This is a genomic window from Mesorhizobium sp. ORM8.1 (assembly GCF_053005525.2).
This window is the reverse complement of record NZ_CM132600.1, coordinates 6,135,800-6,152,236: the sequence shown is the minus strand read 5'-3', so window position 1 is coordinate 6,152,236 and position 16,437 is coordinate 6,135,800. Positions and strand designations below refer to the sequence as shown.

The following is a 16,437-nucleotide window of genomic DNA, read 5'->3' as shown; positions in this document are numbered from 1 at the left end:
CCGATCTCCGGTCAATAAGGCAAGCCGACGTAATTCTCCGCCAGCGCGGTCGACGCCGCCTGCGAGTTGACCAGATAATCAAGCTCGGCTTCCTGGATGCGCTGGCCGAACTCGCCCGTCTCCGGAAAACGGTGCAGCATCGTCGTCATCCACCAGGAGAAGCGCACCGCTTTCCACACCCGCGCCAGCGCCTTTGACGAATAGGCGTCGAGCCCGGCTGCCGACTTCTCGCGATAGAATTCGCGAAGCCCGGCAAACAGATAGCGCACGTCGCTGGCGGCAAGGTTGAGCCCTTTTGCGCCGGTCGGCGGCACGATATGGGCGGCGTCGCCGACCAGGAACAATTTGCCGAAGCGCATCGGCTCGGCAACGAATGACCGCAGCGGCGCAATCGACTTTTCGAAGGATGGCCCGGTGGTGACGGCAGACGCCGTCTGCGGCGGCAGGCGGCGTCGCAACTCGTCCCAGAAGCGGTCGTCCGACCATGCCTCGACGCGCTCGTCGACAGGCACCTGCACATAGTAGCGGCTGCGCTGCGGCGAGCGCATCGAGCACAGCGCAAAGCCTAGCTCGTGATTGGCGTAGACCAGTTCGTGATCGGCCGGTGGCACTTCGGCCAGCAAGCCCAGCCAGCCGAACGGATACTGCCGCTCGAATGTCTTCAGCGCGCCTTCCGGCACCGATCTGCGGCTGACGCCGTGATAGCCGTCGCAGCCGGCGATGAAGTCGCAGTCGAGGCGATGCGCAACACCGTCCTTGTCGTAGGTGACGAAAGACGATGCGCTGTCAAAATCATGCAGCACGACATTCGAGGCCTCGAAAACGGTCGCAAGGCCCGCTGCTTCGCGCTTCAGCATCAGGTCCAGCGTCACTTCGGTCTGACCGTAGACGGTGACATGCTTGCCGCCGGTGAGCGCCGCCATGTCGATGCGGTGTACGCGACCATCAAAGGCGAGCGAGATGCCCTCATGCGGCAGCCCTTGAGCCAGCAGCCGGTCCGCCGCGCCTGCGTCGCCGAGCAGGTCGACAGTGCCTTGTTCAAGCACGCCAGCGCGCACGCGTCCGAGCACATGCTCGCGGCTCGATCGTTCGAGAATCACCGTCTCGACACCGATTGTGGCCAGCAATTGACCGAGCAGCAGGCCGGAAGGGCCAGAGCCGATGATGGCGACCTGTGTGCGCATCAGTGGCCGAGGCTTTCGATCTGACCGGCCAGCTCAGCGGCGAGCCTGAGCGCCCCGGCTGTCGCCACCACCATCTGCGGCAGGATCAGCCATTCCAGCATCCAGCCGGCGCCCGAGCGCTCCTGCTCATGCACCAGCGCCTGATGCATGCCGGAAAGCTGGACGGCGTTGAAGCGCGCCAGCGCGACCAGCGCTTCCGCCTTCACCGGGTTCTGCTTGTGCGGCATGGCCGACGAGCCACCGCCGCCTGACAGCTTGACCTCTGTTCCCGCCTGCGCCATCAGCGCGACGTCCTGGCCGAACTTGCCGAGGCTGCCGGTGACGAGCGACAGCCAGCCGGCGAACTCGGCGAGCGCGTCACGCTGGCTATGCCATTGCGGCGCGTCGCCAAGGCCGAGCTTGGCGGCAAGCGCCGCGCGCACCGCCGCAGCTTTGCCGCCCAGCTTTTCCAGCGTGCCGGCGGCGCCGCCGAATTGCACCACCAGCAACCGGCCCGACACTTCGGCAAGACGCAGCTGATGACGTTCGAGCGGAGCGCGCCAGGCGGCCAACCGATCTCCCACCGTGATCGGGATTGCCGGTTGCATGCGCGTCACCGCCATCAGCGCCTTGCCCTCGAACTCCTGTTCGAGCCCGGTGAGGCGCACGATGTTTTCGCCAAGCAGCAGGCCGATATGGTCGATCACCTGGCACAGGCGCAGCACCAGCGACGTGTCGATGACGTCCTGGCTGGTGGCGCCGAAATGGACGAACTCGCCATATTGCGCGCCCACGGTCGCCCGGATCTGTCGCACCAGTTCCGGCACCACGACGCCGTCCTTGGTGACGCCAGCCTTCAGCTTCGCGGTATCCGGCCGGAACGAGGCCAGCGCCTTGACGATCGCTGCCTCGGCCTCGTTTGGAATCACGCCACATGCTGCCTCGGCTTGCGCCAACGCCTGCTCGAAACCGAGCATCGCATCGATGTCGGCCTCCACCGAAAAATGCCTTGCCGCCTCCTCGTCGCCAACGAGGCCGGAAAGCAGTGGGTGATCGAAAGGCGATACGGTCATGTGGCTGTCGGTCAGCTGTCGAAGAAGACCGTCTCCTTCTCGCCCTGGAGATGAACGTCGAAGACATAGGTATTGCCCTGGCGCTCGGCGATCAGCGTCGCCACGCGCTGCCGATGCTCGATGCGGGCCAGGATCGGATCCTCGGCATTGGCTTTCTCCTCGTCGGAGAAGTAGAGCCTGGTGTTGAGGCCGACATTGATGCCGCGCGCCACGATCCAGAGGCTGATATGCGGCGCCATCAGCCGCCCATCGCGGAATGGCACCCGGCCGGGCTTGATCGTCTGGAACAGGCAGATGCCCGTTTCCATGTCGGTCGGCTGCCGGCCCCAGCCCTGGAAGTTTGGATCGGCCGCGCCACGCAATTCGGCCGGCGAATTGTAGAGCCCGTCGCTGTCGGCCTGCCAGATCTCGACCAACGCATCCTTGAGCGGCGCGCCGGCGCCGTCGAGAACCCGGATGCGCAATTCGATCCGCTCGCCCTTCGTCTGGTCGTTGACCATGGTCGAGCCGAGGTCGCTGTCGTAGACGCCGCCAATGCCGCAGAAATTCGGCGTCAGCCCGATATGCACGTAAGGGCCTGCGGTCTGCGACGGGCTCTCCTTCAATCGGTCGAGCGATTGCATGCTCAATTGCCCTCCGGCCTGTTCTCGAACAGCGTCGAGCGGCGTCCGCGCAGCACGATGTCGAACTTGTAGGCGAGCGCGTCCATCGGGATCGTCGACTGCATGTCGAGCATGGCAACCAGCGCCTCGATCGCGGCCTTGTCGCGAATGCCGCCGACGATCGGGCAGCGCCAGATCAGCGGATCGCCTTCGAAATACATCTGCGTGATCAGCCGCTGCGCGAAGCCGTGGCCGAAGACCGAAAAATGGATATGCGCCGGACGCCAGTCGTTGGGGCCATTCGGCCACGGATAAGGGCCCGGCCTGACGGTACGAAAAGCATAGAAGCCGTCCTCGCCAGTGATGGTGCGGCCGCAGCCGCCGAAATTCGGATCGAGCGGCGCCAGATAGCCATCCTTCTTGTGGCGATAACGGCCGCCGGCATTGGCCTGCCAAAACTCGACCAAAACGCCGGGCACGCCCCTGCCGCGCTCGTCGAGCACCCGTCCGTGGACGATGATGCGCTCGCCAATGGCGCTCTCGCCCGGCGTGGCGAAATTATGGATCAGGTCGTTGTCGAGTTCGCCCAACATGGCATGGCCGAACACCGGCCCGGTCAGTTCCGACAGGGTGTTGTCGAAAGACAGCAGCGCCTTCTGTGGCGAGCGCAGCACCGAACTTTTGTAGCCTGGCGTGAACGCCGGCGGATGCCATTGCCGGTCGCGCTGGAAGAAGGCGCCGGTTTCCGGCGCGCGATTGGATCTGAGTTCAGCCATGCGCGGCTCCATCCATCTGCGCGAACACCTCCTTGGCGATCTTGAAAGCGCGGTTTGCCGCTGGAACACCGGCATAGATCGCGACATGCAGGAAGGCTTCGCAAATGTCGTCGCGCGAGGCGCCGGTGTTGACGGTTGCGCGCACATGCATCGCCACCTCCTCGTCATGGCCGAGTGCCGCGAGCAGCGCCAGGGTCACGATCGAACGTTCGCGCTTCGACCAGCCGGGTCGTGCCCACACCGTCCCCCAGGCCGCCTCGGTGATCAATTCCTGAAATGGCCGGTCGAAATCGGTCGCGGCGTCCTCGGCGCGATCGACATGCGGACCGCCGAGCACGGAGCGGCGGACTTCCAGCCCGGTCCGGTATCGGTTTGCGGTCTTGGACACATCATCCATGAGCAGGCTTTCCCTCAGGCAACGAGGCGACGAAGTCGCGTATCAAATTGGTCAGCACGTCCGGCTGCTCGACGCAGGGAATGTGCCCGGCATTGCGGATCACTTCGAAGCGCGCGGCGGGGATCAGCGCGGCCAGCGAACGCACGAGGTCGGGCGGCGTCGAACCGTCCTGGTCGCCGACGATGCACAGCGTCGGCACCGCGACACGGCGCGCGCTGTCGGTGAAGTCGGCGTCGCGCACCGCCATGCAGGTGCCGATATAGCCAGGCAGCGGCTGTCGGGTCAGCATGTTGCGGCAGCCGGCGAGTTCGGCCGCACGCCCGGCATGGAATTCCGGCGTGAACCACACCTTCATGATGCCGTCGGCGATCGCTTCGATACCGTCACGCTCGACGATCGCGATACGGGTGTTCCAGCTTTCGGCAGTGCCTATCTTGTGCGCGGTGTCGCTGAGGATCAGCGCCTCGACGATCCCGGGACGGCGGGCATAGAGACGCTGCGCCACCATGCCACCGACGGACAGGCCAAAGAGCACCACTTTGTCAAGACCGAAATGGTCTATGAGCGCGCTGAGATCATCGGCATGGTCGTCGATCGAGCGCACGCCATTGCCAATATCCGACAGCCCGTGGCCGCGCTTGTCATAGACGAGCATCGGCACTTCGCCGGTCAGGTTCGCGACGACCTCGTCCCAGATGCGGAAGTCGGTGCCGAGCGAATTGATGAAGATGACCGGCCGCGCAGTGCTTTTCGCCTCGGTATAGCGGTGATGCAGCGTGACGCCGCCTATGCTGGCAAATGGCACGATTTCGATCCTCCTGAGTCACATTGCACGAGGCGTTTGGTTCGGTAAAATGATATTTTGCGGCGTTTCATTAACTTAGGGGTTATCGAACCATGGCCGAAAGCCGGATCCGTTTCCGCCATCTGCAGGCCTTTCTCGAAGTCGCGCGGCAGGGCAGCGTGGCGCGCGCCGCCGACTTCCTGCATGTCAGCGCGCCGGCCGTGACCAAGACTTTGCGCGAGCTGGAAGAAGCGCTCGGCGTCGCCGTCGTCGAGCGTGACGGCCGCGGCATCCGGGTGACGCGGCTCGGCGAAATCTTCCTTGGACATGCCGGCTCGGCCATCTCGGCGCTGAAGCGCGGCGTCGATTCCGTGCGCCAGGACGGCGCCATCAATCGCGACCCGATCCGCATCGGCGCGCTGCCGACCGTGTCAGCAAAGGTCATGCCAAAGGCCATGAGCCTGTTCCTCGCCGAAAACACCGGCGCCGCGCTCAAGATCGTCACCGGCGAAAATGCCGTGCTGCTCGAGCAGTTGCGCACCGGCGCGCTGGACCTCGTCGTCGGTCGCCTCGCTGCGCCGGAGCACATGACCAGTTTCTTCTTCGAACACCTCTATTCCGAGCAGGTGCTGTTCGTCGTGCGCGCCGGGCATCCATTGACAGAGCCGGGAGCCGACATCTTCGCACGCCTTGACGAGTTCCCGGTGCTGATGCCGACGCGGGAATCCGTCATCCGGCCTTTCGTCGACCGGCTCTTCATCACCAATGGCATGACCGCGCCGGCGACAGAAATCGAAACCGTGTCGGATTCCTTCGGCCGCGCCTTTATGCGCCAGAGCAATGCGGTGTGGATCATCTCGGCCGGTGTCGTCGCCAACGAAATCGCCAGCGGCGCTTTCGTCGTGCTGCCTGTCGACACCGAGGAAACCAAGGGACCGGTTGGCTTGACGATGCGCACCGACACCGCCCCCTCGCCCGCCTTCATTATCCTGTTGCAGACGATCCGCGAGGCGGCGCGGCACAGCGCGTGACAATCGGCACCGTTCAGCCGATTTTCCCTAACCTCACGGTTAATGAAACACCGCAAAATATCATTTTACCGAACCAAACCGCTAGTGCAATGTGACATCGGAGGATCGAACGCCGAGCCGTTTGGCTGCGACCGGAAAACCGGTTGCCGCCACATGGAACGGCGCCAAAGGAGGAGCGCATGTCCAGGATTATCGGTAGCAAATTCGCCGCTCGCGGCATCTCGCGGCGCCAGTTCATCGCCACTTCGGTGGCCGGCGGCGCAGCACTTGCGTTTGGCCGTGGCAAGGCTTTCGCGCAAAGCGCCGAGACGCTCAAGGTCGGCTTCGTCAGCCCGCGCACCGGGCCGCTTGCCGGCTTCGGCGAGACCGACGGTTATGTGCTCGACCTTGCTCGCAAGGCTTTGGCCAACGGCATCGAGATTGGCGGCAAGAAGTACAGCGTCGAGATTCTTGATCAGGATACGCAATCCGATCCCTCCCGCGCCGGCCAGCTCGCCAAGGACCTGATCAACAACCAGGCCGTCGATCTGATGCTCGCCGTCTCGACGCCGGAGGTCATCAACCCTGTGGCCGACGCCTGCGAAGCCGCCGGCGTGCCTTGCCTGTCGACGGTGATGCCTTGGGAAGCCTGGTATTTCGGCCGCGGCGCCAAGCCCGGCGCGCCCTCGCCGTTCAAATGGACCTATCATTTCGGCTTTGGCGTCGGCGAGTTCTTCAAGGCCTATATCTCGCAGTGGAACCTGATCGAGACCAACAAGAAGGTCGGCGTCATGTATCCCAACGACGCCGACGGCAACGCCATCCGCGCCCATCTGGCGCCGCTTTTGGCCAAGCAGGGTTTCACCATCGTCGATCCCGGCGCCTACGAGACCGGCACCACCGACTATTCCTCGCAGATCGCGCTGTTCAAGCAGGAAGGCGTCGAGATCTTCAACTCCTTCCCGATCCCGCCGGACTTTGCCGCCTTCTGGCGTCAGGCCGCGCAGCAGGGGCTGACGCGTCAGATCAAGATCTGCCAGGTCGCCAAGACCGGCCTGTTCCCGTCCGATATCGAGGCGCTCGGCGACCTCGGTAACAAGATTTCGAGCGCCGCCTACTGGCACAAGGCCTTCCCCTATAAGTCGCCGCTGACCGGCGTTTCGGGAACAGAGCTCGCCGACGGTTACGAAGCCACCAGCGGCAAGCAATGGACGCAGCAGCTCGGCGCCTCGATGTCGCTGCTCGATGCGGGCTTTGCAGCGCTGAAGGCAAGCAGCAATGCCAAGGACAAGGCGGCGGTCGCCAAGGCGCTGAGCACGCTCAAGACCGACACCATGATCGGCAAGGTCGATTTCACCAGCGGGCCGGTCGCCAATGTCTCGCCCGGCCCGATCATCGGCACGCAATGGGTTGCCGCCAAGGAAGGCAGCAAATTCCCACTCGACTATGTCGTGACCGAGAACGCCACCGACCCGAACGTGCCGGTCGAAGCCAAGCTCCAGCCGTATAACGGCTGATGTCCCGGCGGTGAGGACTGCATCGTGAACGCTATGCCAAACGCTGCGATCCTCTCCGCCGCCGGCATCCACAAGCGCTTCGGCGCGCTGGTGGTGCTCGACGACATCGACTTCGCCATGGGCGCCGACGAGGCCGTCGGCATCGTCGGGCCGAACGGCGCCGGCAAGACGACGCTGCTCAGCGTGCTGTCCGGCGCCTATCCGCCGAGCGCCGGCTCCATCGCCTTCAAGGGCGATGACGTGACCGCGCTGGCAGCGACGCAGCGCTGCCGCCTCGGCCTGGTCCGTACGCATCAGGTGCCGAAGCCGTTCAGCGGCATGACCACTTTCGAAAATGTGTTCGTCGCCGCTTCGCATGGCGCTGGTCTCGCCCGCGACGAGGCTTACGAGGAAGCACTCAATTCATTGAAGCTCTGCGGCATGCTTGGCGTTGCCAACCGTCGCGCCGAAACGCTCGGCCTGCTCGACCGCAAGCGGCTGGAACTGGCGCGCGCGCTGGCGGCCAAGCCGACGCTGCTTCTGCTCGACGAGATCGGCGGCGGCCTGACCGATGGCGAAGCGAGCGAACTGGTCGAGACCATCCGCGAACTGCGCCGCCGCAAGATCGGCATCGTCTGGATCGAGCACATCGTCCACATTCTTTTGCAGGTGGCCGAGCGGCTGATCTGCATGGACGCCGGAAAGATTATCGCCGATGGCGAGCCGCAAGCGGTGATGGCCGATCCTCAGGTGATCAGCGCCTATCTCGGCGGAGGGCCGAAATGAGCCTGCTGTCGGTCGAGGATCTGGTCGTCCGCCACGGCCTGCTGCAGGCGGTGCGCGGCGTGAGCTTCACGATCGAGCGCGGCGAGACGCTGGCGCTGGTCGGCGCCAACGGCGCCGGCAAGACGACGCTGTTGCGCGCGATCGCCGGCGCGCACCAGGCCGCCTCGGGCCGCGTGCTGTTCGACGGCGCCGACCTCTCCGGCGTGCCGTCGCACAGCCGCGTCCGCAACGGCATCGCACTGGTGCCCGAGGGCCGAAAGCTGTTTGTGCAGATGACCGTCGAGGAGAACCTTCTGCTTGGCCGCACCGCCGGACGTCTCGGCGAGTGGAGTGTCGAGAAAGTGCTGGAAACCTTCCCCAATCTCAAGCCGCGCCGCCACGCCAAGGCCGGACACCTCTCCGGCGGCGAGCAGCAGGCGACGGCTATCGGCCGCGCGCTGATGAGCAATCCGGACCTGCTGTTGCTCGACGAAGTCTCGCTCGGCCTGTCGCCACTGGTCGTCGATCGCGTCTATGCCTCGCTGCAGGGACTGATCAGTTCGGGTACGACGATCATCCTCGTCGAACAGGACCTCAACCGCGCGCTCTCAGTCTCAAACAAGGTCATCTGCATGCTCGAGGGCCGGGTCGCGCTTGCCGGCGACAGCAGGAGCGTGTCGCGCGAGGATGTGACCAAGGCCTATTTCGGCCTGCACCGGAAGAGTGCCGGAGGCGTGCCGGCATGAGCAACCAGATCATCCAGGGCATCCTGCTCGGCGGCTATTATGCGCTGATTGCCTGCGGCCTCTCCTTCATGTTTTCGGTGATGCGCATCATCAACCTCGCGCATGGCAGCCTCGCCGTCTTGTCGGCGTTTGCGCTGTGGCTGCTTGCGTCACGCCTCCACATCTCGCCCTTCTTCGGCCTGATCGTCGTGCTGCCCTTGATGGCCGTGATCGGCTGGGCCCTGCAGCGCTTCCTGCTCGAACGCAGCGCGCGGCGGCGCGCTGTTGCCGATCCTCACCACCTTCGGTCTCGCCATCGTCATCGACAATGTCCTGTTCGAGCAGTTCGGCGCCGACACGCGCTCGCTGGCGCCTTTCATCGGCAGCCTGTCCTACGATTCCTGGGAATGGCCGGGCAGCCTCTATGTCGGCAAGCTTGCCGTGATCATCTTCATCACCGCCGTGGTGCTGCTTGGCGGACTGCAGCTTTTCCTGACGCGCACCGGCATCGGCCGATCGATCCGCGCCACCTCGGAAGACCCTGACACCGCCGGCCTGGTCGGCGTCGACGCGCACCGCGCCATGGCAATCGCCGCCGCCATCGCCATGGTCACGGTCGGCCTCGCCGGCGCCTTCCTCGGCATGCGCGCCACCTTCGATCCCTATGCCGGCGCGACGCAGCTGCTGTTTGCCTTCGAGGCAGCTGTCATCGGCGGCGCCGGCTCGCTGTGGGGCACGCTGATCGGTGGCATCGTGCTGGCGCTGGCCCAGACGCTCGGCGCCCAGGTGCATCCACAAGGCTTCCTCATCGGCGGCCATGTCGCCTTCCTGATCGTGCTGTTCATCCGGCTCTACACATCCGGTCTTGGCCTGCGCGGCCTGCTCCGCCTCTCCACGGGGAAGACGCCATGAGCGTCGCTTCCTCACATCGAACGCGGCACGGCCGCGTCGCGCATTGCCGGCGTTGGCGTGGCGGTGATCATCGTGCTGCTCGCCGTCGCGCCGCAATTCCTGTCGGCCGGCGCCGTCGACCGCATGACCGCGTTGTTCATCTATGTGATCCTCGCCGCGATGTGGAATGCGCTGGCCGGCTTCGGCGGACTGGTCTCGGTCGGCCAGCAGGTGTTCTTCGGCCTCGGCGCCTATTTCGCCATTCGGCTCGCCAACGCCGGCCTTAACCCCTTCGTCTCGCTCTTCGTGTCGGCGGTCATCGTCGGCGCGGTGTCGTGGCCGATTTCGCTGTTCATGCTGCGTCTGAAGAATGGCGAGTTCGCCATCGGCATGTGGGTGATCGCCGCGCTCACCCATCTCCTCGTCAATCTCGACCGGCTGATCCAGGGCGAGACCGGCACGTCGCTGATCTCGCTCAACATCTACGACGCATCGACCAGAAGGGTGACCATTTACTGGCTGGCGCTGGCCTCGATGACGGCGCTGCTGGCGATCCTGTTCGGCCTGCTGCGCGGCAGTACGGGTGCGGCCATCCGCGCCATCCGCGACAACGAAGATGCCGCCGCCTCCGTCGGCGTGCGCGTGACCGGCACCAAGCGGCTGCTGTTCGTGCTCGCCGCCTTCGGCATCGGCGTTGCCGGCGCGCTGTGGCTGGCCACTTCGATTACTTTCCAGCCGAAGACCTATTTCAGCGTGCAGTGGACCGCCTACATGATTTTCATGGTGCTGGTCGGCGGCATCGGCACCTTCGAGGGCGCCATCCTCGGCGCGCTGCTGTTCTTCCTGATCGAGACCTGGTTCGGCGGCACCGGCGTCTGGTACCTGATCGGGCTCGGCGCCACGGCACTCGTCTTATCACTCTTCCTGCCACGCGGTCTCTGGGGCACGCTGGAGGAGCGCTTCGGCTGGCGCCTGCTCCCGGTCGGCTACCGCGTCAGGCTGCCCGCCAGCGCGGCGAATGCGGCCGACGAACCCGCCTCACCGGCACAGACAAGAACGCATCGGGAGAAGGCATGAGCATCCTGTTCGGCAAGACGATCGTCATCACCGGCGTCGCTTCGGGCATCGGCGCGCGCACGGCGGAATTGGCCGGCCAGCTCGGCGCCGACGTGATCGGCGTCGACGTGCGAGAGCCGGCCGGAAATCAGGGCGTCTTCGTCAAGGCCGACATCTCGTCCAAGGCCGGTGTCGAAGACCTCGTCGCACGGCTGCCAAGGCGCCTGGACGCGCTCTGCAACGTCGCCGGCCTTTCCGGCAACACCGGGGCGGCTGCGACACTCGCGGTCAATTTTTACGGGCTGCGCGCGCTTTCCGAAGCGTTGGCGCCGAAGCTTCGCGAAGGCGGCGCCATCGTCAACGTCGCCTCTATCGCCGGTTATGGCTGGCGCGCCAACCTCAACCGCGCCGCGTCGATGGTCGGCATCGAAGGTTTTCCGGATGTCGCCAAGGTGATCGCCGACCACGCGGTGAAGAACGAGGAAGGTTATCCGGTCTCGAAGGAACTGCTCTTGTTGTGGACCTTCCGCGCCGCGCATCAGGACTTGTTCAAGAGCCGTGGCATCCGCGTCAATGCGGTGAGCCCAGGACCCGTGGAGACGCCGATCCTCAAGCAGTTCCGAACCGTGCTGGGTGATGCTCGCGTCGACAGCGACATTGCAAGGGTCGGCCGCGCCGGCACGTCGGGTGATATCGCACCGGTGGTGCTGTTCCTGTGCTCGGACGGTGCGCGCTGGGTAAACGGCGCCAACGTGCCGGTCGACGGTGGGCTCGAAGCCTCCATCAATGCCGAGGTACTCGGCTTCTAATTTCCAACTTACTACGCTCGCCAGAGCGAGGGAGAGAACCATGGATATCGGACTTCTGATCGACGGCGACGAGCGGGACGCGACCGGCAAGGCTTCCTATGACCGCTTGGATCCCTTCACCGGCAAGCTGGCGACACGCGCCGCCGCCGCCAGCGTTGCCGATGCCAATGCCGCCGTCGAAGCCGCCGCAGCCGCCTTTCCCGCCTGGTCGCAGACCGGCCCTAGCGAGCGCCGCGCGCTGCTTTCCAAGGCGGCCGATGTCATGGCCTCCAAGGTCGGCGAGTTCACCAAGCTGATGATGGAAGAGACCGGCGCCACCGGACCTTGGGCCGGTTTCAACGTCATGCTTGCCGCCAACATGCTGCGCGAAGCGGCCGCGATGACGACGCAGATTTCCGGCGAGGTCATTCCGTCCGACAAGCCCGGCACGCTCGCCATGGCGATCCGCCAGCCGGCGGGCGTGTGCCTCGGCATCGCGCCGTGGAACGCGCCGGTCATCCTCGGCACCCGCGCCATCGCCATGCCGATCGCCTGCGGCAACACCGTGGTGCTGAAGGCGTCCGAAATGTGCCCCGGCACGCACCGGCTGATCGGCCAGGTGCTGGTCGAGGTCGGCCTGCCCAAGGGCGTCATCAACGTCGTCACCAACGACCCCAAGGATGCCGCCGGCATCGTCGAAACGCTGATCGCGCACCCCGCGGTCAAGCGCGTGAATTTCACCGGCTCGACCAAGGTTGGCCGCATCATTGCCGAGCTCGCGGGACGTCACCTCAAGCCCGCGCTGCTTGAGCTTGGCGGCAAGGCGCCGCTGGTCGTGCTCGACGACGCCGATATCGACGCCGCGGTCAACGCCGCGATCTTCGGCGCATTCATGCATCAAGGCCAGATCTGCATGTCGACGGAGCGGCTGATCGTCGACGAAGAGGTCGCCGACGAGTTCGTCGCCAAGCTCGCCGCCCGCGCCTCGCAATTGCCGGCCGGCGACCCGCGCGGCCATGTCGTGCTGGGCTCGCTGATCAGCAGCCAGGCGGCCGACAAGATGGAGGAGCTGGTTGCCGACGCGACTGCGAAGGGCGCCAAACTCGTAGCCGGCGGCAAGCGCACCGGCACGGTTGTCGAAGCAACGCTGCTCGACCACGTCACGCCGGCGATGCGCGTCTATGCGGAAGAATCCTTCGGGCCGGTCAAACCAGTGATCCGCGTCAAGGGCGAAGAGGAAGCGGTGCGCGTCGCCAACGACACTGAATACGGCCTGTCCTCCGCCGTCTTCAGCCGCGACATCCGCCGCGCTTTTGCCGTCGCCGCGCGCATCCAGGCCGGCATCTGCCACATCAACGGCCCGACCGTCGGCGACGAGGCGCAGATGCCGTTCGGCGGCGTCAAGGGTTCAGGCTATGGCCGCTTCGGCGGCAAGGCCTCGATCGCCGAGTTCACCGACCTGCGCTGGCTGACCATCGAGGATCCGAACCAGCACTATCCGTTCTGAGGAAGACGCGCTCCAGGTCCCAACAAACCGGTCTCCGCATTGGAAAGCGCTTGCCGTTCTGGCATTACCGTTCGCCTGAAAGCTGCTCAGACGGACAGGCAATGACCTTAAAGCGCAACGTCCTTTTCATCATGTGCGACCAGCTGCGGTTCGACTATCTGAGCTGCGCCGGACACAAGAGCCTCAAGACGCCGAACATCGACTGGCTCGCCAGCCGCGGCGTGCGCTTCACCAATGCCTATGTGCAGTCGACGGTCTGCGGTCCCTCGCGCATGAGCGCCTATACCGGCCGCTATGTCCGCTCGCACGGTTCGACGCACAATGGCGTGCCGCTCAGGGTCGGCGAGCCGACGCTTGGCGATCACCTGCGCGAGGTCGGCGTGCGCTCGGCGCTGATCGGCAAGACCCATATGACGGCCGACGAGGAAGGCATGGAGCGCCTCGGCATCGACAGGGATTCCATCATCGGCGTGCGCGTCGCCGAATGCGGCTTCGAGCCGTTCGAGCGCGACGACGGCCTGCATCCTTCGACCAGCTACGACCCCGATCCGGCCTACGACACCTATCTGCGCGAGCATGGCTTCGACGCCGAAAATCCCTGGGAGCATTGGGCGAATTCCGGTGAAGGCGAGAACGGCGAGAATTTCAACGGTTGGCTGCTCGTCCATGCCGACAAGGCGGCGCGCATTCCCGACGAACATTCCGAAACGCCCTATATGACGCGGCGCGCCATGCGCTTCATCGAAGAGGCCGAGGCCAAGGGCGAAGCCTGGTGCGCGCATCTCTCCTACATCAAGCCGCACTGGCCCTACATCGTGCCGGCGCCCTATCACGACATGTACGGCAAGGCCGACATCCAGCCGCCGATCCGCAGCGAGGCCGAGCGCGCCTCGCCGAACCCGATTTTCGAAGCCTTCCAACAGGAGCGTTTTTCGAGAAACTTCTCACGCGACGAAGTCCGCGAAACAGTCATCCCCTGCTACATGGGCCTGATCAAGCAGATCGACGATCAGCTCGGCCATCTGTTCGACTTCTTGGAAAAACGCGGCCTGTTCGAAAAGACGTTGATCGTGTTCACCGCCGACCACGGCGACTATCTCGGCGACCATTGGCTCGGCGAGAAATACCTGTTCCACGACGTGTCGGTCAAAGTGCCGATGATCGTCTATGATCCGCGCCGCGAAGCCGACACGACGCGCGGCACGACATCGGACGCACTGGTCGAGATGATCGACCTCGCGCCGACCTTCCTCGATTATTTCGGCGGCAAGGCCAAGCCGCATGTCCTCGAAGGGCGCTCGCTGCTGCCGCTCATTTCCGGCGAGCAGAAGGGCCTGCGCAACCATGCAATCAGCGAATACGACTATAGCGGCGATGCGGCACGCCTGAAGCTCGCCATGCCGGTCTCCGACTGCAAGCTCTACATGGTCACCGACGGCCGCTTCAAACTCGTCCATGGCGAAGGCGTCGAGCCGATGCTCTTCGACCTTGGCAACGATCCCGGCGAGCTGCGCGACCTCGGCCGCGAACCCTCAGCGGCGGTGGACATCGACCGGCTTCGTAACGCGCTGATGCGCTGGCTGGCGTTGCCCAACAACCGCATCACCGTCTCCGATGAATGGCTGACGGACATCGACGACAAGGTCGGCTATTTCGATCCCATCGTCGGCTCCGGCGTGCTCATCGGCTACTGGGACGAGGCCGAGCTTGCGGAGCAGCAGGAGGCGCGCCGCCAATGGCTGGCGCGCCGGGACGGCAATAGCTAGCCGAGCGTCAGCCCCGCCTTCTTCGCTTCCTCGCGCAGGAACGGCAGGCCGACTTCGATGACGTCGCGCGGGTCTTCCGCCACCGGCCGCCAGACGGCGAGCCCGCCGGCGATGTCGACATCGACATGGTTCATGCTTTCGAGCGTGATCGGGCCCTCATAGCCGATGTCGGCGATCGCCTTCATGCAGGCCGCCCAGTTCAGCATTCCGCGCCCCGGTACGCCGCGATTGGCTTCCGACACATGCACATAGCCGAGGAAGGGTGCGGCCGCCTCGAAGCCCGAAGCAAAGCTCTCTTCCTCGATATGCATGTGGTAGGTGTCGAGATGGATGAAGATGTTGGGCGCGCCGATGCGCTCGATGATCCGCGCCGCATCGATGCCGCGATTGATAAGATGCGTCTCGTAGCGATTGCAGGGCTCGATGCCGAGCTTCAGCCCGCGCGCCTTCGCAGCCTTCGCCGCACGCTCGAGGAAGCGGCACATGCCGTCGATCTCCTTGCGCGTCGGCGCCCGCCCGGTGGTCTTGCCGATAGTGCCATAGGTGACGCCGCCCAGCGCTTCGGCGCCCACCTCGTTGCAGACCTTGAAGGCCGGCTCGAGGAAGTCCAGCGCCTCCTCCGGCCGCTCCACCACGTCGAGCGAGCGCGGCAGGCCGAGCGAGGGGATGAGCTGGACACCGTAGTGGTTGGCGAAGCCGCGCGTGCGCTTGGTGTCGATCTCCTCGGGGCGCAGCAGCGGGATCTCCATCAGGCCGATGCCGAGTTCCTTCAGCCGGTCCATCTGCGGCTCGATGCGCGCAAGGTCCCAGACCGGAGCAATGGCGAAAGTGTGCAGTCCAAAAGTGTTCATGCGTTCAGCCTCGTTGTTCGTGCGCCGCCGCGGCGGCGATATCGCCGCCGCCGACGATGCGGCTGACGACTTCGTTCATATTGGTGTTGGCGGTGACGAGATCGGCGTCCGCCCGACCATGGCGCAGCACCACAATGCGGTCGGTGACCGACAGCACGTCGTTCAGGCGATGCGAGATCAGGATGACGGCGATACCTTCCGACTTGAGCCGCCGGATCAGGTCGAGAACGCTCTGCACCTCACGCACGGCGAGTGCCGCCGTCGGCTCGTCCATGATGACCAGCTTCGGGTTGAAGGTGAGCGCGCGCGCGATCGCCACCGTCTGCTGCTGGCCGCCGGAAAACGAACCGACGGAGCGGTTGATCGACGGCAGATGCGCGCCGAGCCGCTCGATCATCTTTGTCGCCTGGCGATCCATCTCGCCCTTGTCGACAAAGCCCGGGACAACGCCGAACAACTTCTTCACCGGCTCGCGGCCGAGGAAGATGTTGGAGGCCACGTCCTGCTGCTTGGCCAAGGACAGGTCCTGGTAGATCATCTCGATGCCGAGCCGGCGGCGCTGGCCGGGATCAAGCGCAAGGATATCCTTGCCGTCGAATTCGATCGAGCCGGTGTCGGCGCGGTAGATGCCGGTGATGGTCTTCATCAGCGTCGACTTGCCGGCGCCATTGTCGCCGACCAGGCCGACCACCTCGCCGGCCGCGACCGACAGGTCGACGCCATGCAGCACGTCGACTGCGCCAAAACTCTTGCGGATGCCACGAAGCGAAAGCAGGGTCATACACGT

General features: G+C 65.0%; 16 protein-coding genes and 1 pseudogene. 9 read left to right on the top strand and 8 right to left on the bottom strand.

The features are described from left to right. Nucleotides 1-11: 11 nt before the first annotated feature. Genes pobA through pcaD form a run of 6 tightly spaced genes read right to left on the bottom strand, consistent with a single transcriptional unit; the run spans nucleotide 12 to nucleotide 4,816 of the window. On the bottom strand, nucleotides 12-1,184 hold the full coding sequence (gene pobA / locus ACVDG8_RS30730) for a 4-hydroxybenzoate 3-monooxygenase (protein ID WP_447251810.1): 1,173 nt from the start codon (nucleotides 1,182-1,184) through the stop codon (nucleotides 12-14). Beyond that, entirely contained in the window at nucleotides 1,184-2,236 is a 1,053-nt protein-coding gene (locus ACVDG8_RS30725) for a 3-carboxy-cis,cis-muconate cycloisomerase (RefSeq protein WP_447251809.1), read from the bottom strand. The genes pobA and ACVDG8_RS30725 overlap by 1 nt, the downstream gene beginning before the upstream one ends. An 11-nt stretch (nucleotides 2,237-2,247) precedes the next feature. Continuing rightward, the gene (pcaG, locus tag ACVDG8_RS30720; protein ID WP_447257141.1) at nucleotides 2,248-2,859 is read right to left on the bottom strand and encodes a protocatechuate 3,4-dioxygenase subunit alpha; all 612 of its coding nucleotides are present in this window, start codon (nucleotides 2,857-2,859) and stop codon (nucleotides 2,248-2,250) included. 2 nt (nucleotides 2,860-2,861) lie between these two features. After that, on the bottom strand, nucleotides 2,862-3,614 hold the full coding sequence (gene pcaH, locus ACVDG8_RS30715; RefSeq protein ID WP_447251808.1) for a protocatechuate 3,4-dioxygenase subunit beta: 753 nt from the start codon (nucleotides 3,612-3,614) through the stop codon (nucleotides 2,862-2,864). Beyond that, nucleotides 3,607-4,011 carry a 4-carboxymuconolactone decarboxylase gene (gene pcaC, locus ACVDG8_RS30710; RefSeq protein WP_447251807.1) on the bottom strand — a complete coding sequence of 135 codons (405 nt, stop codon included), beginning with the start codon at nucleotides 4,009-4,011 and terminating at the stop codon, nucleotides 3,607-3,609. Before pcaC ends, pcaH begins: the two co-directional genes overlap by 8 nt. Further along, nucleotides 4,004-4,816 carry a 3-oxoadipate enol-lactonase gene (gene pcaD, locus ACVDG8_RS30705; protein WP_447251806.1) on the bottom strand — a complete coding sequence of 271 codons (813 nt, stop codon included), beginning with the start codon at nucleotides 4,814-4,816 and terminating at the stop codon, nucleotides 4,004-4,006. Before pcaD ends, pcaC begins: the two co-directional genes overlap by 8 nt. A gap of 92 nt (nucleotides 4,817-4,908) precedes the next feature. Between pcaD and pcaQ the strand changes: the two genes are divergently transcribed. The 9 genes and pseudogenes from pcaQ to ACVDG8_RS30660 all read left to right on the top strand — a co-directional run bounded on the left by pcaQ (nucleotide 4,909) and on the right by ACVDG8_RS30660 (nucleotide 14,799). After that, nucleotides 4,909-5,826 carry a pca operon transcription factor PcaQ gene (gene pcaQ / locus ACVDG8_RS30700; RefSeq protein WP_447251805.1) on the top strand — a complete coding sequence of 306 codons (918 nt, stop codon included), beginning with the start codon at nucleotides 4,909-4,911 and terminating at the stop codon, nucleotides 5,824-5,826. Between the two features lie 179 nt (nucleotides 5,827-6,005). After that, a complete protein-coding gene (locus ACVDG8_RS30695) occupies nucleotides 6,006-7,322 on the top strand; it encodes an ABC transporter substrate-binding protein (RefSeq protein WP_447251804.1) in 1,317 nt (438 codons plus the stop codon). 33 nt (nucleotides 7,323-7,355) lie between these two features. After that, a complete protein-coding gene (locus ACVDG8_RS30690) occupies nucleotides 7,356-8,087 on the top strand; it encodes an ABC transporter ATP-binding protein (protein WP_447257140.1) in 732 nt (243 codons plus the stop codon). After that, on the top strand, nucleotides 8,084-8,812 hold the full coding sequence (locus ACVDG8_RS30685) for an ABC transporter ATP-binding protein (RefSeq protein WP_447251803.1): 729 nt from the start codon (nucleotides 8,084-8,086) through the stop codon (nucleotides 8,810-8,812). The genes ACVDG8_RS30690 and ACVDG8_RS30685 overlap by 4 nt, the downstream gene beginning before the upstream one ends. Further along, nucleotides 8,809-9,703, top strand: a pseudogene (locus ACVDG8_RS30680) (branched-chain amino acid ABC transporter permease). The gene ACVDG8_RS30685 and the pseudogene ACVDG8_RS30680 overlap by 4 nt, the downstream one beginning before the upstream one ends. Nucleotides 9,704-9,718: 15 nt before the next feature. Beyond that, nucleotides 9,719-10,759 carry a branched-chain amino acid ABC transporter permease gene (locus ACVDG8_RS30675; RefSeq protein ID WP_455707868.1) on the top strand — a complete coding sequence of 347 codons (1,041 nt, stop codon included), beginning with the start codon at nucleotides 9,719-9,721 and terminating at the stop codon, nucleotides 10,757-10,759. 2 nt (nucleotides 10,760-10,761) lie between these two features. Beyond that, a complete protein-coding gene (locus ACVDG8_RS30670) occupies nucleotides 10,762-11,547 on the top strand; it encodes a coniferyl-alcohol dehydrogenase (RefSeq protein ID WP_447257139.1) in 786 nt (261 codons plus the stop codon). A 40-nt stretch (nucleotides 11,548-11,587) separates the two neighbouring features. After that, entirely contained in the window at nucleotides 11,588-13,033 is a 1,446-nt protein-coding gene (locus ACVDG8_RS30665) for an aldehyde dehydrogenase (RefSeq protein WP_447251800.1), read from the top strand. Nucleotides 13,034-13,134: 101 nt separating this feature from the next. Further along, nucleotides 13,135-14,799, top strand: a complete 1,665-nt coding sequence (locus ACVDG8_RS30660; protein WP_447251799.1) for a sulfatase-like hydrolase/transferase — start codon at nucleotides 13,135-13,137, stop codon at nucleotides 14,797-14,799. Here the strand turns inward: ACVDG8_RS30660 and ACVDG8_RS30655 are convergent. Together ACVDG8_RS30655 and ACVDG8_RS30650 are read right to left on the bottom strand one after the other, a co-directional pair. Continuing rightward, entirely contained in the window at nucleotides 14,796-15,650 is an 855-nt protein-coding gene (locus ACVDG8_RS30655) for a sugar phosphate isomerase/epimerase family protein (RefSeq protein ID WP_447251798.1), read from the bottom strand. The genes ACVDG8_RS30660 and ACVDG8_RS30655 overlap by 4 nt on opposite strands. A gap of 4 nt (nucleotides 15,651-15,654) precedes the next feature. Beyond that, complete coding sequence (locus ACVDG8_RS30650) at nucleotides 15,655-16,431, bottom strand: ATP-binding cassette domain-containing protein (protein WP_447251797.1); 777 nt, start codon at nucleotides 16,429-16,431, stop codon at nucleotides 15,655-15,657. Nucleotides 16,432-16,437 lie beyond the last annotated feature (6 nt).